Below are 22,735 nucleotides of genomic sequence, written 5' to 3'. Positions count from 1 at the left end.
ATGATACATTTTCATTAACAGTAAATAACGATGAAATTCGGAGGTAAACTGATGCGTGTACGAGGAAGTGCCGGTCGTTCATGGTCGCTTGGACTATTGGCTTTTTTGGCGTTAGTGGTTGGGGCATACGCCTTGCTTTTGTACGGATCACCTGATGGCATTAAGGAGCAGGGCTTTGTCACAGAAAAAGGAAGCATGCCAGACCTATGGTACAGCGTTCTATGGGGCCATGCCGTCTCTGCTGGAATAGCGATTGCAATCGGCTGGTTTCAATTCATCAAGCGGTTTCGGCATCGCTCGCCAAAAGTACACCGCACGATCGGCTATATTTATGCTGCAATGATTGGAATTGGCGGCATCACTGGCCTGTATCTCGCTTTTTACGCGAACGGCGGGCTGATCGCTAAGGTTGGCTTCGGCACCTTATCTATTTTATGGCTGTATTCCCTTTATCGCGCGTTAAAAAGCATTATCGTCCACCGGAATAAGGCTGAGCATGGACGCTGGATGGCGAGAAACTATGCTCTTACCTGCGCTGCAATTACACTCCGCTTGTATACTGCACTCGCAGCTGGCATTTGGAAAATAACCGATACGAATGAATCGTTTTTCGTTATTGCTTGGATTTGCTGGGTACCAAATCTACTGTTTATTGAAATGCTAATGAGTAGAAAAAAGCGTATTGGCATGACGCATGAGACCAGCATACATCCAAAGATATAAACAAAAAAAAGAGCAAGGACGGCTGCAACCCATCCTTGCTCTTTCCTTGTTATCGTCCTGCTTTTAAACGCGGTTATGATCCGCTCGCCAATTCGTAATCGATTTCTTGATCGTCCCGGAATTCATTCCCGCTTCAACTGCCTTCACGCATAATGCAGGAAAAGCATCATCCTCCGCAAAACGCAGAGCAATGATTTGCTGCACGCTAAGTCTTGTATCCAATGGTTTGCCTGTAAGCCTGAAATGCCGAAAGTTCTCCTCGTGAACAATGCTGCGATCCTGCAGCTTCGTTGCGAACTGACGGACAACCGCACCCAAGAGAACTACACATACAGCAAGACCAAAAATTAATAGCGAAGAGAAGCTGAATTGCTCTTTAAATATATGAACAATCGACGCGATAAATAAGATAAGCGCAATGGGCGCCAGTATAAAATGATACAAAGGTGCATATTGCCCATGGTTCTCATAGCTTTGCGTTTTCACATTGCTCATAACGATTTCCCCCAATGTAATGTCTAATTCATTCTTTTTTGAAAAACTGAATCACGCCAAAAGCGAGACCTTCAGAGTCCTCACAATAAGCAAAATCGCCAATCTCGGGAATTTCCATCTTGGCGGAGGTAACTTTGCCGCCTGCTCGCTCGACCTTGCCCAAATATTCATCCAGATCCGCCACGGTAATTGAATTAACGGTTCGCAGTGCCTCTTCTGTCGAGCTGCGCATGAGTCCACCGTCAATTCCTTCCTCACCATTTTCGCCCGTAATGATTATCCAGTACCCCTCCATCATCTCTTGGAACTTCCAACCAAAAATCTCTTCGTAAAATGACATTTTTTTCTCTGGATTTCTAGTTTCTATTTCAAAATGAATAACGCGTGACATACGTTCACTCCTCTTTTTGCAGTAGTCTGATAAGACTCTACAAAAAGAATAGCCATAAACCGTCAATTTTGCTTCTTCTAGTTTGCTCTCTTTTATCTTTCCAGCCTATTAAGAAAAGCTTGAACGAGAACGGGAAAGGAAATCAATATAGGCGGATCATAAAACGTTGGAGGTCGAAGGGTAACATTGGATTCGCCTTTAGCAACGCCATCTGTTACAGTGATTTTCCCACTCGCCTTGCCACGCCAAGAGTGCTGCGGATGCAGGTACTCATCGAGAGAAGCATCCCATGAAAATGCGATTGACATGATATAGTACGTTCCATCGGGAACATTCGGTATCACGTATGCTCCTGACTCAAACACCATGGTGCATCCCACAGGCTTGCCCATAGGAATTGGCCTAGGAAACAAGCCAATACAAATCACGCCATGAAGCAATTCTGGCGCCTTAACATACCCCTCTATGGCTGAAAGCGTCTGAATACCCTCTGGCAAACGAATGGATCGAAGTTCATTGAGCCCAAGCGACCTGCTCTCAATAAAATGTCTAAACTGCTGCGGCGAAAGCCCGATAAAACTTGAGAATTTGGAAGAAAAGGTGCTAAAACTGCTGTATCCCACCGTTTGACCTACTTCAGTAGCTGATAAAGTAGATTTCAATAGCAGCTTTTTACTCCATTGAAAGCGAAGAGCAGATAAATACAGCCGAGGCGGAATGCCTGTGGCGGAGCGAAAGATACGATCAAAATGAAAAGGACTGTACGAAATAAGCTTTGCCAGCATTCCCGTCGAAAGAGTCGAATCTTCCATACGTTCTACCATCTGAACAATTGCTGCTTTTACAGCGGCTTCATGATCAGATTCCGTCGTTTGCTTCAAGCCTGCCGTCTTTTTTTCGTAAACTTCTTGAACGGAGTGACTCACACCATTACTACCCCACCTCTGCCATGTAGTCTTCCTATTAGAATCATTAAACATGGTGACGTTGAATACTTACAACATATGTAAATCATTATACATGATAACTTTCTATTGTCAGAAAAAAATAAAGTATTTTTAATAACGTTATCTGCATTTCCCTTACTGTCCATCCTGTATTATGATTCTATAAAAAAGGGAAGGGACTCTTCTGCCTATGGAATTATCGAGGTCTCAGCAATTAGCTCAAGAGTATATTACAAATTACGCAAAAAGCCGCAAAAATGAGGCGGAGCAAACTATTAGCGAAATCCTTCAAATGTCCAGCATCGAGCTGAAGACATTTGAAGATGCTATCACTAAACTAAAATCTCATGCAAGTATTGCGCTGCACTTTCACCCTGATCGACTAGAGCCGAACATGAAAAGCGTTGCTGAAGCACTGCTTGAGCAGGGGATTTATAAAAGCCAGTTCGAGACTTTCCTATCGAATGGAAGTGTTTCAGCATTTCCAGGTGGTGAACGAGACCTTTGGGAAAATAAAATGTTTGGCGGAGCGTACCAAATAAATGGCTCAACCAATAGCGAACGGCCCAAGTATGGGGCACTCAATGTCATGTTACATCCCGATGGACCTGCTCCACGGTTTGGATCATGTTATTTTCTTTTATCCGCTGATGTCTCCCATCGTTGCACTTATACTTATTTAGATTCTCACCAAGACCCTAAGGAAAAGGGGACGTATAAGGAATTTGACCTTATTTTAGCTGCTCTCATGAGAGATGCGTTCTTTAATAATTTTGCCATTGGTGAAAGCAATCTGACGGTTCGAAAGTTAATCGACCATATGCTCGTCAATCTTGAGAAACCATTCCAAAATCCTTCAAACAAAGAGCCAAATCGAAATCTGGACCACTATATCGAAGCTCAGGTTCATGGTGACATTTCTCTTAAAGAAGACGTTAAGACGCTTGTTGCCGATCCATCATTTAAGGGCACGCATACAGGACGAATCTTAGAACAGCTATGTTTAAAGTATTCCATTGATCTTTACTGGCATAGGGGCTTTACCCTTTTAGTGGATGAGGTTCCTATCAATTTCAGAGGTCCTTCGATGCCTTCACTAGCCAAAAGAATTGCGCAAAGTGATTTTATTGATGTTAATATGATTGGCGCAGCAGCTATGGACTTGAAACGAAATCCAAATAATTGGAGCGATAGAGGAACCTACAAAGAAGTTCTGCAAGAATTAAAATTACTCTGGCATGTTTTAGTGAGATATGGAAAGCCAATGGAAAAGTGAAAGTTAGCGTAATCGGAGGTTAACAAAGGAAAATAAAAAAGAGGAGCCCGCAGCTCCTCTCCTCTAAACCCTATGTTCTTCCGATTCTTTGCTCTGATCAGCATCTGATCTCACCTTGATTCGATATTCCTGCGGCGATATTCCCTCAAGCTCCTTAAACACACGAGAAAACTGCTTGCTGTTCTCAAAGCCGACGGCACTGCCGATTTCCTGCATCTTCTGATTGCCTTCGAGCAGCAGCTCTTTGCTTTTGCGAATGCGAATTTTTTTAAGAAACAATACAAAATTCTCACCCGTATGTACCTTAAACGCTTCACTGAAATAGGAGTAATTAAGGCCAACATAATTGCTCACGACAGCCATATTAAGCGGGCGATAATAGTTTTCCTCCATATAGTTAACCGCTGCTTTAATCTCCGAATGCTCGCTGTACGCTGAGCGTATGCCTCTGACATAGTCGTTCACGCTTGAGAGCAGCAGCTCTAAGCTCCGATAATAATCGTGAAAGCTGCGGAAATTATCCATACTGCCCACTTTACGATACAGCTTCAATACTTCGATCGACTCTTCGCCGTAAATACGGAATACTTCGTCCAAAACTTGCTCATTGATCATTTTGCCTACCAGCTTTAAGTAGCCAATATCTACATTCGGTATATCCTCGGTATGGAAAATCAGCTTCAGCAGCTCCTGAACCTCCCGTTCCCGATCAGTTCCGAGCATGTTGCCAAGCTTGCGAATTTCTTCTTCTGGCACGGGATAATACTGCCGCTTCGCTCGAATGTCTTCATGATGCAGCAGACGGCAATTTGAATACATGAATGAATACTGAAGCGCCTCAGAAGCTTGCTTATAACAATGAAACAAATCTTCGATTTCATTCCCCTCTGCGCTTATCCCCATGCGCAGTCCATCCAGTTCCTTCCCGCCAGCCTGCCTAAACAATTCTTCGAACTGCAATGCCGGGCTGCCGATCAGAACAAGCTTGCATTCACTATCTAGAAACGAGACATCCAGTACACCCTTAATCGGCTGCATCATTTTCTCCACTAGCAGCTTGAACTCTTCTTTGTTCATGGAGTCGCCGCTCTCCGATTTATAGTTCAGGACGGCAACAGAAAATGGTCTAGTGAACTGTTCGAATCCGACTTTAGCTTCCAGATCATTTGCAAAATCGTAGGCAGGGTCATCTTGTCTAAACCATTCCTTCAGACTATTTATTCGCAGCTGTTCGCGGTACGTATCGCTTACCGCTACCCGCTCAGCTAATTCAGCTTGCGCTTGCAGCGTGTTCTCGCTCTTTGTGAGTGATTCAAACAGCTCGTCCCGCCGAATCGGCTTGAGCAAGTAATCTTTAACCTGATATTCTATCGCAGCCTTCGCATAGGAGAAATCGTCATAGCCGCTTAAAATAATAAAGATCGGTTTCTGCACCGGCGCAGGTTCCTGAGTAAGCCGCTTAATGAGTTCAATGCCATCCATCACGGGCATGCGAATATCTGTAATTACGATATCTGCCCGTTCACTGCGATATTGTGCTAACGCATCTTCTCCATGTATCGCCATTCGAATCTGATATAATTGTGGAAATTCTCTCTCTATCATCGTCTTGAGCCCTAATCGGATATTTTTCTCGTCATCTACGATCAGCATTGTTCTCATATCCGGAACTTCCTCCCATCAACAGTACCTTAGGAAGGGTAATGACTACTTCTGTGAATTGCCCTTCTCTGCTATATACCTGTAATCCATATGGCTTGCCATAATAAAGCCGAATACGCTGATGAACATTGCGCAGGCCGATTCCAAACGCTTGTTTTCCGTTTCCAGCTTCTTTCTCTGAAGAAATCCCGTTACTATTATCGGTGTGAATCATTTCATTTAACCGCTCCAAGCGGGCCGCTTTAATACCCATGCCGTTATCTCTCAGCCTGATGATAATGCCTGCTTCCTCATCCTCAATAACATCAATTAATATTTTGCTCGTGCTCTCTTCCACACCCGTCCACGCATGTTTTACTGCATTTTCTACGATTGGCTGCAATGACATCTTAAGCACTTCAATCTCCAGCAGCTTCGGTGGAATATTTAGCTCCAGCTGAATCGGTTCGTCGAACCGAATATTCATGACGGCAATATAATTCTGAATATGGCGAAGCTCATCCTGTAAGCTTACATATTCGCCAGACCACTTGAAATTATAACGCATCATACCGCCAAGCGAGGTAAGCGAATCGGATATTGTCCGCTGGTTTTCCATCTCTGCGAGCATCTTAATATTCTCGAGTGTATTGTACAAAAAATGCGAGTCGATCTGACTGTGCAGGGTGCGCAGCTCCGCCTCTTTCGTTAGCGCCTGTTTCTTAACTCCCTGGGCAATTAACTCATTAATGGTATGAATTAATTTGTTAAAATGATGCGCTAGCTCGCCTATTTCTCCGCCTCCGCCCAAAGGAAGCCCCGTTGGCATTTCTCCTCTTCTTACTTTCTTCATTGCCTCTGTGAGACGACTCAGGTTTTTGAGAATAAAGGAGTTCATTAAATACGTAATGAAGGATAATAGACCGATCAGAATAATATTAGCAGCGATGATTTGTCTCTCGGCTCTGGATACGCGTTCATCCACATTTTTTAACGACACCACATTAAGAATATGCGCACTGACTTGTTCCACGGGCGTGGAGACCAGCAAATAAGGATGCTTATTTACAGAAAATCGCTTCTCTTTAACCCCGTGCTCATTCATTTCCCGGAACTCTTGCAAAATGGCTTGATGAAGCTCTGGATCACTGCCGACAAACGGTTGATTGTCATCCATAAAAATAGTTCCGCTGCCATCAGCAAGCATCATCTGCGACCCGTCATCCTTAATATTGGCAAACGCTTTCGGCGAGAACTGCTTCAGCAGCATTTCGACTTGGATAATCCCAATACGCTTGCTTCCGGAATTCACGACGCGCAGGAGTGAAACCTTCGGCATTTGATCGTTAACATCCGTCACGTAACGATGCAAAATGTCCAGGTCCCGCTCTTTGAATATCCACATTTCCTTCCCTTCCAATTGATCCAGCTTGGCGTACCACGGCTCTTTCTGAATCCGGCGTTCATGGAAAATAATCGGCCAAACTTCGGACATATGATCATTGTTTGCAAACAAACGAAGATGGGCAATATTCGGATTATTGATTTGAATGTTGATCATGTCGGTAAGGGCGCCACGATATAAGTCGAGGAGCTCTTCAACAGGAAGATCTTCATCCTTTGATATATAATCCAAAATTTCAGATTTCGATAAAGTGAGCTGGGCAGCCCGTTCCATAGCTTCAATCTGATTTAGAACATTCACTTTCTCCATTTCAAGCAAGTATTGGCTTTGCTTAAAGGTATCGTTAATATAACTATCCCTAATCTGATTAAAGAGATAGTTCGATACGCCGATGCTAGGAATTAATAATATGACGATATAAGCCGCCACAAGGCGGCTTTGCATCGATCGATGCCCTAGCCAATTCGTAGCAGACTGAAGATGTAACCGAAATTTTCTGCCCATAATGCTCTCACTTCCGCTCTGTATTTCATTCAATCGATTAACTTCCCCATCAAGCAAAACCAACTATTCTTATATTGCACAAAAAGCACCCCAGACCGTTTCCGGTTCTGGAGTACCTTTCGCTGGGGTCTTCCCCCTAAGTGGTAGAAATGATTATATTATTTGGCTGCGTCCAACTTCGCAACATTTTCTTCGTATTTCTTTTGTTTGTAGGCTTGTACTTTGCTGAATCCAAGCGTCTCACGTTTCTTTAGGAAATCGCCCCAAATTTTATCGAACTCTGTATCCGATTTAGCAAGCACTAGTTTTGGCAATACTTTACCAAACTCTTGATCTATTTTTGTGTTCATAATACCTTCGGCTGAAGTGCCAGTTGGGTTCAGCTGGTCGAATTCCGACAAGCTCTTCGCCTTGCCGCGAGTCCAATCTTCCAATTGCTTGAATGGCTCAACAGCTGGCGGAGACCAGATTGGCGTTAGGTTCGTATCCATCATCATCCAGAACGTGTGGGATGCGCCAAGCTGCTTGTCGAAAGCGCCACGATCTGTATTCAATAGATTCAATGCGTCTGGCAAGAACTGATCTTTGCCATCAATGTTATCCCAAGTTACGCCTTGTTTACCGAAGAACGTATCATGCTGTCCTTCTTCCGAGATCAAATAGTCTAGGAAACGAATCGCGCGTGCTTTGTCTTTCACATCTTTGGAGATCAGTGTAACTGTCCAACCTGAGATCGATGGACCAGCAAGCGTCGGCTGATCAAGGTTAGTATTAGCAGGACCGTCTACAGCGATGTAGATGGAGTTCGGATCATTTGCAAATAGTGCATTTTGTTGGTTTGCAAGGTCAGATCTAGAGTAAAGCATTGCGAAATAACGGCCTTGTGCAATTTTCTCTTCCATTTGCGGGCGCTTGTCAATGAAGATATCTTTCGACAGCAAGCCGTCTTCGTTCGCTTGACGCATTGTTTTCAGCCATTTTACATATTCAGGATCTGTATTGCGATCATACAGCTGACCATCTTTATCGTAAGGAATAGCAAGGAAGTTCTGAATATAATGTTGAAGCGACGCGTTGCCTGTGTCGCTGAAATCATACATGCCTAGTGGAATAAGCGGTTGGCCGTTCACATCAGGATACATTTTTTTCGCAGCCTCAAGTGCATTCAAGAAGCCTTCCGGCGTACGCATATCCGGTTTGCCTAGTGCTTCGTACATATCTTTGCGCACAAGGAAGGTTTGCGTGGATGTAATGTTATCTCCGAATTTCTCATAGTCCTTAGGTGATGAGGAAGAGTTCGGATAACCGTATACATTGCCGTTTTCTTGTTTGTACCAAGAAAGCTTAGCAGGGTCTGTTACTTTGTAGAAGTAAGGGTCATATTGATCAGCAAGCTCGTTCAGCGGAAGAACTAGATCGCCTTCGATCATTTTCTTAACCGCATCTTCGTACCAGCCTAGTGTAATAAAGTCAGGCAAAGAGCCCGAAGCGATCATTGTATTCATCTTCTCAGCTTCGTTGCCCGCTGGAACGATGAAGTTAATGTTAACGCCAGTTTTTTCAGTAATATATTTCGAAGTCGCATCTACGCCCCATTTGTTAGGGAACCAAGAGAAGTTGATGTACCAGTCGAACGTAATCGGGCTTTTATCCACTTCCCAGCCCTTATCGTCCTGAGTAAGCTTCACTTGCTCAGCAGGAGCGCCATTGCCCTCTTCCTTGCCATTGTTTTTGTTGCCGCCTGAAGAGCAAGCGGTCGTAAAGACTAGAACCGTTGCGACCATCAGCATCAATACATTTTTGAGCTTAAGCTTCTTGTTCATGTTTGTCTTCCCCTTCTCTGTATGAATGATTATATATGCAATCCTCTGCGCTATAAAGGGCGGAAGGTACTGCCATAAGTTAACCTTTAATCGAACCGATCATCATTCCTTTTACGAAATACTTCTGCAGGAACGGATAAGCGATAACGATTGGAAGGGTCGTGACAACCATCGTAGCCAGCTTGATGGATTGTGTAGTAACGGATTTCCCTATTCCTCCAGGGATAGCGGCCAACATTTGGCTAGAACTGGACTGAGCAACAATACGGTACAAATAAGTTTGGATCGGCTGCATGTCCATGTTGTTCATGTAGATTACGCCGGCAAAATAATCATTCCATTGGTATACCCCGTGGAACAAAGCGATTGTAGCAATAACCGGCATCGATACGGGCAAAATCACTCGCACAAAGATCGACCAGTCATTTGCTCCGTCAATTTTGGCAGCTTCCTCAAGGCCATCCGGAATATCCCGGAAGAAGGTCATGAAGATAATAAGATCGAAGAAGCTGAACATGGCAGGAATGATATAGACCATGAAGTTATCCAGCAAATGCAGATCTCTCATAAGCAGGTAGGTCGGAATTAGACCGCCGCCGAAGAACAAAGTAACCGTTCCGAAGAGAATATATATTTTGCCGCCGATGAGGCCTTTGCGTGAGAATGCATAAGCAACCATCGCCGTAAAAAACACGTGAAGCACCGTGCCAAGCAGTGTTTTGGCTACGGTAATTCCCATCGCAGTCATGATGCCGCTGCTTTGGAATACCGCGTCGAAGCTCTCGATGCTGAAAACCCGCGGCCACCAGTAGATCCCGCCGCGCATGCCGTCCTGCCCTTCATTGAAGGCATTGACCAGCACATACCAAATCGGATATAGGGTCGCGAAGCAAATGAGCAGCATTCCGAAATTGTTGAAGATATCGAAAAATGCTTCTCCTTTTGTTTTACGTTTAATATTAAACACGGTTAGTCGCCTCCGTTTCTAGAACAGTGAAGTATCGTTCATTTTTTTCGTTACTCGGTTTGCAATAAGCAATAGAATTAATGCAATTAAAGACTTAAACAATCCAACAGCAGTGGAGTAAGAATAACGTCCTTGCTGCATGCCCGTCTGATAAACATAAATATCGATAACGTTGCTCGCGCTCTCGTTCAATGAGTTGCGCAGCACTAGAATCTGGTCAAAGTTCGAGTTAAGCACGCCGCTCACTGCTAGAATGAACAGGATGGAGATTGTCGCCTTAATGCTAGGCAAAGTGACGTACCACATTTTTTGAAAACGTCCTGCGCCATCAATCGTTGCTGCTTCATACAGCTCTGGCGATACGCTGGCAATAGCCGCTAGATAGATAATGGCGGACCAGCCAAGCTCTTTCCATATATCTGATGTAATAATGATGCTCCAGAAGTAGCTAGGCTCTGCCAAATAGGAAATCGGCTCATCGATGAAATTAAGAGCAAGAAGAACGTTGTTAATAATCCCAACATCCGAAAGCCAAGTGGCAAGAATACCGCCGAGAATAACCCATGACAAAAAGTGAGGCAAATACGAAATGGTCTGAATCGCTTTTTTGAAGCCGACCGAACGAACCTCGTTTAGAAATAATGCAAAAATAATAGGTAGTGGAAATCCGATCGCAAGTTTGATAAGACTGATGCCGAGTGTATTTTTCATGACATCAACGAAGCTCTCATCCTGGAAAAAATCCTTAAAGTGCATAAAGCCAACCCAAGGCGCCTCGCTTATGGATTTAACAATGTTGAATTCTTTAAAGGCGATAATAACGCCATACATAGGAACGTAGTTGAATATAATCATCCATAGCACGCCTAGTAACGCCATAATTTGAATGTGCCGTTGGCTGTACAACTTTTTGAACCATTTGCTTCTTGCTGCCTTTGCGTCCGCAGCAGGCAAGGAAGCAGGCGCTGAACCTAGCTGTGTTTTCAAAATAATTACCCCCATGCTGTTGAAAATCTGATGTAAGCCTTTGCATCTCTTATACTTTAATTGTAGATTGTTAGTCCTTGTCTCGTAAGGCTTTAGATTTCGTATTCAGGTGACCATTTTTCGGTTTTGGGTGCATCTGCCGTTTTTTGCGCACAAAAAAATGTGATGCTGGCAGAACCTGCCTCGCATCACATTTTGGTTTTTCATTCTATTTAGCAAACGAAAATTCAATCCAATCCAAATCCACGCTGCCGCTTAAAATACGGATAATGACACGAACTGCTTCAGCTGGTAGATGGATGTCCTTTAGTAGCAGGCTCTCCGTCCACTCCTCACCGTTTACCTCACAGCTCACCGGCTCTTGGCCTTCCAGTTCAATGGATAATGTCGCTTGTCCCGCAGCGGCTAGCAGGCGCGCATGCAGATCAAATGACCTTGCTTCAACGCACAAAGCATCATACGCGAGCCAATCCCCTTGATGCAGCTCTACACAAAGCGTATTATCCTCTGCCCAAACCTTGCCGCCCTCTGAATGATAGCTTGGTATCTCGGTCTTGCCCGTAATCATTCTCATCGGTACGCCATCACTTGCACGCAGCCCCGTCTTGTTCGTTTTTTTGTTCACGATGCCGAAGCCGACACCCTCGCCTTGTCCATAAAATTCAGCAGGAATCTGGAGCGGAAGGTGACGCAGCAGCGCACGGGATATGCCTGGGAACGCATCACAATTGTCCACTTTAAGATTATCGAGATATTCATTTAAGATCGCTTCCGCAGTTGCTTCATCCGGTTTAGCGCCGCCCTCCAAATAAGCCGTCAGCAGATTCCAGCCTTCCGGCATACGAATAGAGTACGGAGAATTTGATGTGTTCATCTTTTTCCACGTCCAGAAATTCCACGAAATCTGATGGTCCTCGAACATTTGGAATGCTCCGCTGTACCACTGTGCGTTATTTTCACCGCCTTCGCCCATGAAGATCGGCACATTCCACTCCTCGCGCTTATCTATATACTTCTGAATACTTTCCGTATCGGGGTTGTTCCAATACTTATGGAATTGCAGCATTAAATTATCATCAAATTTCTCTGTGAATACACTCCAATCCGTTGACCAATGCACCCCTTCAATAATGATCATATGACGCTTGTCCACTTCACGGATCGCTGCTGTAATTTCCTTGTGCAGCGGCTCTACAAGGTCGTTATATTGGTTAAACCAATCCGGAAGAGGTTCATTAAAGAGGTCATATCCGGCAATAATCCAATCGTCTTTATAGCGCTCTGCGAACATTCGCCAAATCGCGATCGTCAGCTCTTGGTTGCGGCGATCCGTAAACAGCTCCGGCAAATCATTTTCCGAATCGTCAATGTTGGCTCCCGTCTGCCCGCCTGGCGCCCCGTGCAAATCCAAAATGACATACAGCTTATACTTTCTGCACCATTCAATCACTTCATGAATTCGTGCAAGCCTCTTTTCATTAAAAATGATCTCGTCGCCTTGTTCTAGAATTCCGCGGGCATTGATAGGAAACCTCACGGAATTAAAGCCCTGCTTCGCCACTTCGCGGACATCAATCTCATCCACATAACGCTCCACATAACTATCCCAGAACTGTGCTGCTTTCTCTTCGCCGATTAATTCCTTGACCATCGCCTCGATTTTGCGCGGACGGTCTCCGCCTTGCGGGAATTTCCACATATATCCTTCCGGCAGCAGCCAGCTTCCGAACCCAACGCCTCTCAGCACAATTTCTTTGCCGTCTCCATTAAGCAACTTTTTACCTTCCGCCCTTACGAAACCGCTTACATCATTGTTGTTGCTATGCACGCTCATCATCGGATTGCCTCCTTATATGTATGGATTAGAACTATCATTGCCACTCTCTCAAAATATAGCACAAGACCACAGCTTACGGTGAGCATTCCGAAATATGGAGAGCATATCCGAAAGGCGCAGCCTTTTAGCTGCCAATTTGCGTTGATTTGTGTATAGCAAGCAATAAATCTAACTGCATTTGCATGCGAAAAGGCAAAATAACACGTCGAACTATCCACCAGAAGTATCATGAGTATCAGGAAGGTGACAGCAAGTACCAGCGGTACCAGCAGTACCAGCGGTACCAGCAGTACCAGCGGTGCCAGCAGTACCAGCGGTACCAGCGATACCAGCAGTACCAGAAGTACCAACACTTCCAGCAGTTCCAGAGGCACCTTCATTTTCTGTAACGAACCTGAGAAACGTTAATTGCCTACATTTTCACCTTAAAAAAATGTAACGAACACCAGCAACCTTATTTCCTTCAAATGGTCCCTTTTCGTGTACAAAAGCACCTAATAACGTTGCTGTGATTCGTTAGCATCTTCAAACATCACTTTTCCGCAAAATAAGCTCTTTACGATTCGTTAGACTTTACAAATGGGTAAAACAACTAAATAATGCAACCTTAACAATCATTATGGGTACCAACAGTATCATCATTATCTGTAACGAATCTAACACACGTTATCCGCCTACATTTCCGCTTTTTAAAAATGTAACGAACACCAGCAACCTTATTTCCTTCAAATGGTCCCTTTTCGTGTACAAAAGCACCTAATAGCGTTGCTGTGATTCGTTAGCATCTTCAAACCTCACTTTTCCGCAAAATAAGCTCTTTACGATTCGTTAGACTTTAACTAATCATCCAAATAATGCAACCTTAACAATCATTCGAGAGTCTATATGATTACAATTAGATGTCTCAAAAGCATTATTATTATGTTGGAGGTGTACTTTCGATAATGTCGAAAATAAATCCAGTATTTCTCATTTTATTATGCTTCATCATCTTAGGCGGATGCTCCAAAGATACAAACAACAAGGAAAATAAGTTTATTTTAGAGGATGTAATCAAAGCGGTTGAAGCTCAGAAGTTAGAGCTAATATCCTATGGGATAACAGGTTACCCGCCGAAATTAAACGATGTTATTCCCGAAGTCTATTCCGTAGGAATGCCACTAAATAAGAAAGAAAATGAACCTGAGTTTATGCATTTTTATATTTTTCAGTCTGAAAAAGATCGCATTAATGGGGCTGAAGAACTCAATAAACAAACAGAAAATGCCGATTCCAAATCATTCGCAAGATTATATCAGGAAGGAAACGTTCTGATCGTTAACTGGAGTGACATCAAGGAAAACACACGACTAGACAAACCTATTGAAGCGGCGTTAAATCAGCTCAAGAATGCCTAATAATCTCATCCGCTACCGCTTGAGGCGGGGATGACAACATCGTGTAACCTTTTGTTTTGATCGTTACTCTTTCGCCGATCCTCAGGTCATTGTAAAGCTCTCTATCATCAACGCGAATAATCATCACATCGTTATGATTTTCGTTATTCAAAAAATCAGAAAGCGTCTTTGTTTTGGCCTCTTTTTTGGAAATGTTATAGGCAACAAATAGGGTTGGAGCGACATTGCTGTTAAGTTGCTTCTCTAGAATATAATCGCCTTTTTCGAATGGTTTATTAATGCCAATGATTAACCCGCAGACTGCAATTGCGACTACCAAATACGCTATCCATTTTCTCATCTTTTTCCTCCCTATTTGATTTGGTGGTTATTTTATTTCCAGACTAAGCCACTCACAATATTTCAAGAAAAGCTTGTCCAATAGCTCAGCATTAACCATCGATAATTGTTTGACCAATGCGTAATTAAAGAAATCCAATAGATCAGCTTCAACACTCTCCAGTTGTTCAATCAATTCAATATCGTTATATTCAATAAAAAACATTTGCTGCTGCTCTTGTTCTGTTGGTGGTTTTACATTCATCACTCCATAGTAATCATCCGACCAAATCCTTACTGATTGATCCAAGTATTCGATAGATGGAAAGGGATCATGTCCTAGCCAGGCACTTTTCTTATTTATGACCGCGTCAAGGACCTCCTTCCATTGCTCCAATCCACAGCAACAACTGGGAAGTATCACATGGCTATAACTCTCAAAAGCAATCCCGCCGCTCAGTACAATTTCATCTGCATTAATGAGTTCTTTTACCACTTCATTAGGCTCTTTATTTATATCAATATCATTCATGCCACATAGCACTGTCAGAAAAATAACAACATCCTCTGCGCTTGAATTTTTTGATAAATATGCATTTTCTCTGCTCTCTGCTTTAGGAAGCCATAAAGGCTTATCGAAAAAGGGATTAGTAATTACGGCTTGAACACATGTCATGGCCATTCTCCTCTTACAAGATACTTATGCTTGCAATAATTCCCTGCATAACTATTCTAATACAGTAGAACAGGCAATGGCTATATCCATCAAAATGTGTTTGATAATGAAATACCCTCATGTTATATTTAGCAATATTTAGGAGAGATTGAAAACAACGCGAATGACATAACTATTTCATATGACTAAGGAAGCGAGTGTTGTTTGGTGGAAAATAAAGCTGTCATACTTGGCTCAAACTTTTACACTGGTTTAAGCATTATTAGAGGCCTCGGCTCCAAGGGCATCTATACAGTAGCAATGGATTATTCCAAGCAAAATACATATGGCGCCAAATCCAAATACTTAAGCGAGCAAATTATTGTTCCTCATTATAAACAGCAGAAGGAACAGCTTCTGCACTATTTAATCGACTACGCCAAAAAGCAGGACAAGAAGCCTGTCCTTTTTCCGAGCGTCGACCCTTATGTGGAATTCGTTGATTCTTATCTGGACGAGCTCAAAAAGTACTACCATATTAATATGAACGTACAAGGCTTTTGGAGCAATATTATGGACAAGGAGTTTCTCCATACCCTTACAACAAAACACGGTGTATTAGTGCCAGAATCGATCAGCCCAGCTGAGGAACGATTTGAAGAACGAGTCGTTGCTGAGATCGGCTTTCCATGTATCGTGAAACCCACGGACTCCCCAGCTTTCGTGGACTTTTTTCGTGCCAAAATATTCACATGCCATAACTTGGAGGAAATGAGAGCTGCAATCGAGAAATCGCGGCAAGCTAAACTTCAGGTTATCGTGCAAAGAATTATTCCCGGCTTCGATGATCATGTCTACACCTTTGATGCTTACTTGGATCAGAGTTCAAAGGTAACTCACTGGATGACCTGTCAAAAACTACGGCAATTCCCGATTAACTTTGGCGCCTCTTCCTTTACAAAGCAAAAGTACATAGAGGAGCTTTACCACATCGGAGCCCCTTTTCTAGAAGCGATTGGCTATAAGGGCTTCGCCGAAATTGAATTCAAGAAGGATGCGGTTACCTGCAAGTATTATTTGCTGGAGATTAATGCAAGAACGACTACACTGGACCCTCTCCTTCAAAAATGTGGCGTTAACTTCCCACTGCTCGCTTACAACGAGCTTGTAGGCAAGCCGATTGGAAGCTATGCGATTACAAGCGATACAGGGATCGCCTTCTGCTTTTTGTTTGAAGATCTTATTTCATCGCGCGATTATGTCCGAACCAAACAGTTAAGCGTCCTGCCAATCGTTAAATCCCATTTTGTCAAAAGAGCGCCTGCCATCTGGAGCCTAAGCGACCCAGCGCCTGCCGTATCATTCTGCTATATGGTATTAAAAAAAATAGTGAGGAAAGTTTCACATCGGAAGGTAATACGGCATCTGTAGCTATAACTATAGGAAAACCTCCTGTTAAAGCAGCTGAATCAGCTCAATTAACAGGAGGTTTTTATGAAATTATGCTATAAGTTAGGCTGTTCCCTCCATCAAGCTTCATTCCCTTTTGAATCTACAAAAAACCAATAAACGATAAATTGTAAAACACTCATCCAAAGGACGAACAGCAATGAATTTCCGTTTAGTGAATCAAGCACTTGTTTCAATAAAGACAAAGGCTCCGTAAACAAATGAATAGAATGAAAGCGTAAAAATCTTCCTATATATATCCCTAGGCCGCCGAGCAGCATAAATACTAATAAAATCAGTTTATTCCACTTTGTATTTATAAGAAGCAGTTGAATCTCTTTGATCATTACTATGTAAAAAAATAGAGCTATGAAAACCCCGCTGATTAACACAAAGAAGTTCCACCACTCATTAACGTGAAGTCCCTCCATATAATCAAACGAAAAGAAATTGAGATGAATCAGATCGGTTACAACGTAGAACACATTTGGCGAGAGCAGGATGAAAACGATAAAGAAAACAAAACTAACCAGCATATTTCTTTTCTTATGCGACTTAAATAAAGGCAGTAAAAAAGACAGCTCCAGTGCTGCAAAAGCAAGAAATAAATTAAAAATCATAAATGAATAATAGTTATCCAAAGTAAACAGAAGCGCTATATACGCAAAAAAAGAAATTCTCGCCTTAAAACGATTATTCATCCAAACACTCCTATTGTTATCCATTTTATGCATTTTCGGGTGAAAAGGTATCAAAAGCCTTGCGAGATTGCCTCGCAAGGCTTTTTCGTTCTACTTTTGAAGCCGATTGGCTAATATTTTCCCTAATGCCTCTTCCGCTGCAAAAACTTCAATCGGGCTATCAGGATTTTCTCGGGTATGCTTTAACCGTTCAATTGTTTCATCATTAATGTGAGCGGGATCAATGAAAGACAATGCCCATGCTGCCCAAAAACAAGCTTTATCATTTGTGGAAGCGAGTATTTGCAGTAAATAAGGGACGCTATGGCTGCCTATTCTCGTTAAAGTTAATGCAGAGGCCATTCTGAGCTGTTCATTGTCCTCCTTCAACAAGGCAGCAACCTGAGCAGCAGATTCTGATGCTGCTTCGCCAAACTCACCTAGTACAACAACGATCATAGTACGTACAGATACATCCGTTACATGCAGTTGTTCGATTAAAGCTGGAATTACACTTGTCCCTTGTTTTTTCAAATTATGTATCGCATGAAACGCTTCTTGTGTATTTGTGCTGCCTAGTTTCATGATATTAGCATCAAATGGTTTTTAGTCAGACATTGTTTTATCTCCTTTTTATAAGATGAAAAAAACAAATCCTTTCATGTATACAAATCTTAAAAAGATGACATACTATATTTTTCCATTCCAAATGTAAAACGTTTTTTTGTGAAAGAATGTTGCGAATCAGCCCAATGTAAGTACAACTCATGGATTTTTCCTTATAATCTACATTATCCAACATTAGGATTGAACATTTGTTCATTTATGATTTTACATATGTTCAAAGTCGTGTTATTATAAGCGTGAAATTAAGCATTCGTATAAGGGGAAGGTGAACTGGCTATGTTAAATTTGTCTGGAATGATTGATCATACGCTTTTGCGTGCAGATGCCACAAAGTCTGAGATTACAAAAATAACGGCAGAAGCGAGAAAATATAGTTTTGCTTCCGTTTGCGTCAATCCAACTTGGGTGGCTTACGCTGCTGAGCAATTGGCTGGCAGCACCGTTAAGGTTTGTACAGTAATCGGATTTCCATTAGGGGCTTCCACTACGGAGACAAAGGCCTTTGAAGCTAAGAACGCTATTGCAAATGGAGCGACTGAGGTTGATATGGTCATTAACATTGGTGCACTCAAAGATGGCGACGACGACTTTGTACAAAAAGATATTCAAGCCGTTGTTGAAGCCGCTGCTGGTAAAGCCATTGTGAAAGTAATTATCGAAGCATCACTGCTTACAGACGATGAAAAAGTACGCGCTAGTCAGTTGTCTGATCGTGCGGGTGCGGATTTCGTGAAAACATCGACAGGTTTTTCAACTGGCGGAGCAACTGCTGAAGACGTTGCGCTTATGCGCAAAACCGTTGGGGACAAGCTCGGCGTTAAAGCTTCCGGCGGCATTCGCAGTCTTGAAGATATGGAAAAAATGATTGCAGCAGGCGCATCAAGAATCGGTGCCAGCTCAGGCGTGAAGATTATGGAAGGCGAGCAATCGACCTCTTCTTACTAAATAGATATGATGGTGCTGCTCCAATTTGGAGCAGCCTTTACAGGAGGATTGTAGGATGAAGGAACAGTTAATTAAAGAAGCGATTGAAGCCCGTCAGCATGCTCATATCCCCTACTCGCATTTTGCAGTTGGTGCCGCTCTACTAACAGGCAGCAAACGTATTTACCGAGGCTGTAATATTGAGAATGCATCATTTGGATTAACGAATTGCGCGGAGCGAACGGCTATTTTCAAAGCGGTATCCGAAGGTGAACGCATCATTGAAGCTATTGCAGTGGTGGCAGATACCGAAGGTCCTGTATCTCCATGCGGAGCTTGTCGACAGGTATTGGCCGAATTTTGTGATGAGAATACAAAAATCTATTTAACAAATCTCCATGGACATACAGAAGAATGGACTATGGCACAGCTGCTGCCAGGTGCTTTTCAAGCCTCCGATATGAAATAGTAATCTGTGAATCTATTGTAAGCGCTTCATAGTAATTCTAAACTCGCACAATATTAACTAACTAGGAGAATGAACCATGAAATTTTTAATCGCTATATTAGGTTTGCTTGTTGTACTTGGGCTTTCTTACATCGCGAGCAATAACAAAAAGAACATTCGCTATAAACCACTCATTATCATGGTCGTCCTGCAGGTGATTTTAGCCTTCGTTCTATTAAACACCTTAGCTGGTGCTGTTTTAATTAAAGGGTTCTCCAGTATGTTTGAGAAATTGCTTGGCTATGCCCATACCGGGATTGAATTCGTATTTGGCGGCTTGCTGAATGAAGGACAGTTTTCTTTCTTCTTAAGTGTGCTGCTGCCAATCGTGTTTATTTCCGCGCTCATTGGTATATTGCAATACATCAAGGTTCTGCCGTTTATCGTCAAATATATCGGTCTTGTCTTGAGCAAAATAAATGGCATGGGCAAATTGGAGTCCTATAATGCGGTAGCTTCTGCAATTTTGGGACAATCAGAGGTTTTCATTTCCGTTAAAAAACAAATCGGGTTGCTGCCTAAACATCGGTTGTATACGTTGTGTGCCTCGGCGATGTCTACGGTGTCGATGTCGATTGTCGGCTCGTACATGCAAATACTCGATCCAAAATATGTAGTTACAGCGCTTGTGCTGAATCTGTTTGGCGGTTTCATCATCGCTTCCATTCTTAACCCTTATAAGGTTGAGCCGGAAGACGATATTTTGCAGGTGCAAGAAGAAGAAAAACAATCCTTCTTTGAAGTGTTGGGCGAATATATATTAGATGGCTTCAAGGTTGCTATCATCGTCGCAGCCATGCTTATCGGTTTTATCGCCATGATCGCGCTCGTAAATGGACTTTTCAGCGGTATCATTGGCATCTCGTTCCAAGAACTGTTAGGCTATATTTTTGCTCCCTTCGCTTTTATCATGGGTGTTCCATGGAAAGACGCAGTCGACGCAGGAAGCATTATGGCTACAAAAATGGTATCCAACGAGTTTGTCGCTATGCTTGAGCTAGAAAAATATCCTAATTTGTCCGCTCGCGCTGTCGGCATTGTCTCTGTATTTTTAGTTTCATTCGCCAACTTCTCATCGATCGGCATCATTGCCGGCGCTGTGAAGGGCCTGCATGAAAAACAAGGTAACGTCGTGGCTCGATTTGGGTTAAAATTGTTGTACGGGGCTACTTTAGTTAGCGTCTTGTCTGCCATTATTGCCGGACTGTTTATTAAATAACAAGGAGCCTAAAACCAATGAACAAGTTTCAAAGAATTCACCTTGTTGTCATGGACTCTGTAGGTATCGGCGAGTCGCCGGATGCAGCCAGCTTCGGGGACGTTGATGTCGATACACTCGGTCATATCGCACGGGAATGCGGTGGTCTGGAGATGCCTAATATGGCTAAGCTCGGACTATCCAACATTAAGGAAATTGCTGGAGTGAAGGTCGCAGACCAGCCGCTTGCTTATTATACAAAAATGCAAGAAGCATCCAATGGCAAAGATACAATGACGGGTCACTGGGAGATCATGGGACTTCATATTGCGGTACCATTTCGTGTCTTCGCAGATGGATTCCCACAGGAATTGATTGCTCGCATTGAAGCTCATACCGGTCGCAAGGTCATTGGAAACAAACCTGCAAGCGGCACTGAGATTATCGACGAGCTTGGTGAAGAGCATATGCAGACGGGTGCGCTAATTGTCTACACCTCTGCTGATTCCGTGCTGCAAATTGCTGCTCATGAAGAGGTTGTTCCACTGTCCGAGCTTTATGAAATTTGTGAATTTTGCCGGGAAATCACACTGGAAGATCCCTACATGCTGGGAAGAATTATCGCACGTCCTTTTGTTGGTGAGCCCGGCCATTTCAAAAGAACATCCAATCGCCATGACTATGCGTTGAAGCCATTTAATAGAACAGTTATGAATGAGCTAAAAGATGGTGGATTCGATGTCATCGCTCTTGGTAAAATATCCGATATATACGATGGTGAAGGTGTTACGAAAACCGTGCGTACAGTGTCCAATGCAGACGGCATGGATCAATTTATCAGGGCCCTTGACGAATCGTTTACGGGAATCAGCTTCTTGAACCTCGTTGATTTTGATGCGCTATTCGGGCATCGCCGCGATCCAAAGGGCTATGGACAAGCATTGGAAGAATATGATGCTCGTTTGCCAGAGGTTTTCGCCAAATTAACAGATCAGGACTTGCTGATCATTACAGCCGATCACGGCAATGACCCGACTTATCATGGTACGGATCACACTCGCGAATATGTGCCTCTACTCGCATACTCGCCGCGTTTTCAACAAGCTGGTCAAGCTCTGCCGATAAGCGAAACCTTTGCAGATATTGGGGCAACCATTGCTGAAAACTTCGGAGTGAAGATGCCTGAGCATGGCAAAAGCTTTTTGGGACAATTAAAATAACGATTTTAGAGGAGAATGTTGATGAGCGTTCATATTGCAGCCGAACAAGGCCAAATTGCAGAAACTATTTTATTGCCGGGAGATCCGCTGAGAGCCAAATATATTGCGGATACGTATTTGGAGGATGTCATCTGCTATAACGAAGTTAGGGGCATGCTAGGTTTTACAGGTACTTATAAAGGAAATCGCATATCCGTGCAGGGAACTGGAATGGGCGTCCCTTCCATCAGTATTTATGTGAATGAATTGATTAAGGACTACGGCGTTAAAAATCTAGTTCGTGTAGGCACTTGCGGCGCTATGCAGGAAAGCGTGCATGTTCGTGAAGTTATTTTGGCGCAAGCCGCTTGTACAGATTCCAGCGTGAATCGCCATGTTTTTGGCGGATATGATTTCTCGCCAATCGGCAGCTTCTCCTTGTTAAAGGCAGCCTATGAGCGCGGTATTGAAAAAGGGCTAAAATTGCATGTCGGCAATATTTTCTGCTCGGATACTTTCTACCGCGATGATAAAACAATTGTTCAAAGACTAATGGATCACGGCGTTCTAGGTGTAGAAATGGAAACAACAGCACTTTATACTCTTGCAGCTAAATACGGCGTCAACGCTCTAACGATTCTAACGGTAAGCGACCATCTTCTAACTGGCGAAGAAACGACTTCGGCAGAGCGTCAAAGCACCTTTAACGATATGATGGAAGTTGCTCTTGAAACCGTAATTTCACTATAATTTGATATTAAATAATCAATGAACAGCGAGGAGA

22 protein-coding genes are annotated in these 22,735 nt (G+C 43.1%); 9 read left to right on the top strand and 13 right to left on the bottom strand.

Annotation, left to right across the window (positions count from 1 at the left end):
• Window positions 1-51 precede the first annotated feature (51 nt).
• Entirely contained in the window at window positions 52-723 is a 672-nt protein-coding gene (locus tag AC0VYE_RS03655) for a DUF2306 domain-containing protein (protein WP_475446135.1), read from the top strand.
• A gap of 63 nt (window positions 724-786) precedes the next feature.
• Here AC0VYE_RS03655 and AC0VYE_RS03650 read toward each other — a convergent pair whose 3' ends face one another.
• The 3 genes from AC0VYE_RS03650 to AC0VYE_RS03640 form a co-directional block, all read right to left on the bottom strand.
• The gene (locus AC0VYE_RS03650) at window positions 787-1,218 is read right to left on the bottom strand and encodes a DUF6526 family protein (protein ID WP_475446133.1); all 432 of its coding nucleotides are present in this window, start codon (window positions 1,216-1,218) and stop codon (window positions 787-789) included.
• 28 nt (window positions 1,219-1,246) lie between these two features.
• Entirely contained in the window at window positions 1,247-1,609 is a 363-nt protein-coding gene (locus AC0VYE_RS03645; RefSeq protein ID WP_475446131.1) for a VOC family protein, read from the bottom strand.
• Between the two features lie 92 nt (window positions 1,610-1,701).
• Window positions 1,702-2,535: a helix-turn-helix domain-containing protein gene (locus AC0VYE_RS03640; protein WP_475446129.1), complete on the bottom strand. Its 834-nt coding sequence runs from the start codon at window positions 2,533-2,535 to the stop codon at window positions 1,702-1,704.
• Window positions 2,536-2,746: 211 nt separating this feature from the next.
• On the opposite strand from AC0VYE_RS03640, the gene AC0VYE_RS03635 reads away from it, so the two are divergent.
• A complete protein-coding gene (locus tag AC0VYE_RS03635) occupies window positions 2,747-3,832 on the top strand; it encodes a DUF3626 domain-containing protein (protein WP_475446127.1) in 1,086 nt (361 codons plus the stop codon).
• A 63-nt stretch (window positions 3,833-3,895) separates the two neighbouring features.
• On the opposite strand, the gene AC0VYE_RS03630 is transcribed toward AC0VYE_RS03635, so the two are convergent.
• The 6 genes from AC0VYE_RS03630 to AC0VYE_RS03605 form a co-directional block, all read right to left on the bottom strand.
• Window positions 3,896-5,494 (bottom strand): response regulator transcription factor, encoded by a 1,599-nt coding sequence (locus AC0VYE_RS03630; protein ID WP_475446125.1) that lies wholly within the window; start codon window positions 5,492-5,494, stop codon window positions 3,896-3,898.
• Complete coding sequence (locus AC0VYE_RS03625; RefSeq protein WP_475446122.1) at window positions 5,469-7,415, bottom strand: sensor histidine kinase; 1,947 nt, start codon at window positions 7,413-7,415, stop codon at window positions 5,469-5,471. The genes AC0VYE_RS03630 and AC0VYE_RS03625 overlap by 26 nt, the downstream gene beginning before the upstream one ends.
• A 125-nt stretch (window positions 7,416-7,540) precedes the next feature.
• Window positions 7,541-9,205 (bottom strand): extracellular solute-binding protein, encoded by a 1,665-nt coding sequence (locus AC0VYE_RS03620; RefSeq protein ID WP_475446120.1) that lies wholly within the window; start codon window positions 9,203-9,205, stop codon window positions 7,541-7,543.
• A gap of 79 nt (window positions 9,206-9,284) precedes the next feature.
• A complete protein-coding gene (locus AC0VYE_RS03615) occupies window positions 9,285-10,109 on the bottom strand; it encodes a carbohydrate ABC transporter permease (RefSeq protein WP_083682147.1) in 825 nt (274 codons plus the stop codon).
• An 81-nt stretch (window positions 10,110-10,190) separates the two neighbouring features.
• Window positions 10,191-11,126: an ABC transporter permease gene (locus tag AC0VYE_RS03610; RefSeq protein WP_076268878.1), complete on the bottom strand. Its 936-nt coding sequence runs from the start codon at window positions 11,124-11,126 to the stop codon at window positions 10,191-10,193.
• A 241-nt stretch (window positions 11,127-11,367) separates the two neighbouring features.
• Entirely contained in the window at window positions 11,368-12,996 is a 1,629-nt protein-coding gene (locus AC0VYE_RS03605) for a cellulase family glycosylhydrolase (RefSeq protein WP_475446118.1), read from the bottom strand.
• Between the two features lie 944 nt (window positions 12,997-13,940).
• Between AC0VYE_RS03605 and AC0VYE_RS03600 the strand changes: the two genes are divergently transcribed.
• A complete protein-coding gene (locus AC0VYE_RS03600) occupies window positions 13,941-14,393 on the top strand; it encodes a hypothetical protein (protein ID WP_475446116.1) in 453 nt (150 codons plus the stop codon).
• Here AC0VYE_RS03600 and AC0VYE_RS03595 read toward each other — a convergent pair.
• Window positions 14,380-14,733: a DUF3221 domain-containing protein gene (locus AC0VYE_RS03595; protein WP_475446114.1), complete on the bottom strand. Its 354-nt coding sequence runs from the start codon at window positions 14,731-14,733 to the stop codon at window positions 14,380-14,382. The genes AC0VYE_RS03600 and AC0VYE_RS03595 overlap by 14 nt on opposite strands.
• Window positions 14,734-14,760: 27 nt before the next feature.
• Entirely contained in the window at window positions 14,761-15,387 is a 627-nt protein-coding gene (locus tag AC0VYE_RS03590; protein ID WP_475446112.1) for a hypothetical protein, read from the bottom strand.
• A 207-nt stretch (window positions 15,388-15,594) separates the two neighbouring features.
• Here AC0VYE_RS03590 and AC0VYE_RS03585 point away from each other — a divergent pair, with 207 nt between their 5' ends.
• Complete coding sequence (locus tag AC0VYE_RS03585) at window positions 15,595-16,797, top strand: carboxylate--amine ligase (RefSeq protein ID WP_475449419.1); 1,203 nt, start codon at window positions 15,595-15,597, stop codon at window positions 16,795-16,797.
• A gap of 98 nt (window positions 16,798-16,895) precedes the next feature.
• Here AC0VYE_RS03585 and AC0VYE_RS03580 read toward each other — a convergent pair whose 3' ends face one another.
• The gene (locus AC0VYE_RS03580) at window positions 16,896-17,516 is read right to left on the bottom strand and encodes a DUF1361 domain-containing protein (protein WP_475446110.1); all 621 of its coding nucleotides are present in this window, start codon (window positions 17,514-17,516) and stop codon (window positions 16,896-16,898) included.
• Window positions 17,517-17,606: 90 nt separating this feature from the next.
• On the bottom strand, window positions 17,607-18,080 hold the full coding sequence (locus tag AC0VYE_RS03575; RefSeq protein ID WP_475446108.1) for a HEAT repeat domain-containing protein: 474 nt from the start codon (window positions 18,078-18,080) through the stop codon (window positions 17,607-17,609).
• Window positions 18,081-18,398: 318 nt separating this feature from the next.
• On the opposite strand from AC0VYE_RS03575, the gene deoC reads away from it, so the two are divergent.
• The 5 genes from deoC to deoD all read left to right on the top strand — a co-directional run bounded on the left by deoC (window position 18,399) and on the right by deoD (window position 22,701).
• Complete coding sequence (gene deoC / locus AC0VYE_RS03570; protein ID WP_475446106.1) at window positions 18,399-19,067, top strand: deoxyribose-phosphate aldolase; 669 nt, start codon at window positions 18,399-18,401, stop codon at window positions 19,065-19,067.
• Window positions 19,068-19,092: 25 nt separating this feature from the next.
• Complete coding sequence (locus AC0VYE_RS03565; RefSeq protein ID WP_256710930.1) at window positions 19,093-19,515, top strand: cytidine deaminase; 423 nt, start codon at window positions 19,093-19,095, stop codon at window positions 19,513-19,515.
• Window positions 19,516-19,591: 76 nt separating this feature from the next.
• Entirely contained in the window at window positions 19,592-20,773 is a 1,182-nt protein-coding gene (locus AC0VYE_RS03560) for a NupC/NupG family nucleoside CNT transporter (protein ID WP_475446104.1), read from the top strand.
• Window positions 20,774-20,790: 17 nt separating this feature from the next.
• On the top strand, window positions 20,791-21,972 hold the full coding sequence (deoB, locus tag AC0VYE_RS03555; RefSeq protein WP_076268743.1) for a phosphopentomutase: 1,182 nt from the start codon (window positions 20,791-20,793) through the stop codon (window positions 21,970-21,972).
• A 21-nt stretch (window positions 21,973-21,993) separates the two neighbouring features.
• Complete coding sequence (gene deoD, locus AC0VYE_RS03550) at window positions 21,994-22,701, top strand: purine-nucleoside phosphorylase (protein ID WP_339206673.1); 708 nt, start codon at window positions 21,994-21,996, stop codon at window positions 22,699-22,701.
• Window positions 22,702-22,735: the final 34 nt, after the last annotated feature.

The organism is Pristimantibacillus sp. Z349TD_6 (assembly GCF_056173205.1).
The sequence above is the reverse complement of the archived record's forward strand: the minus strand, read 5'-3'. Positions and strand labels throughout refer to the sequence as shown.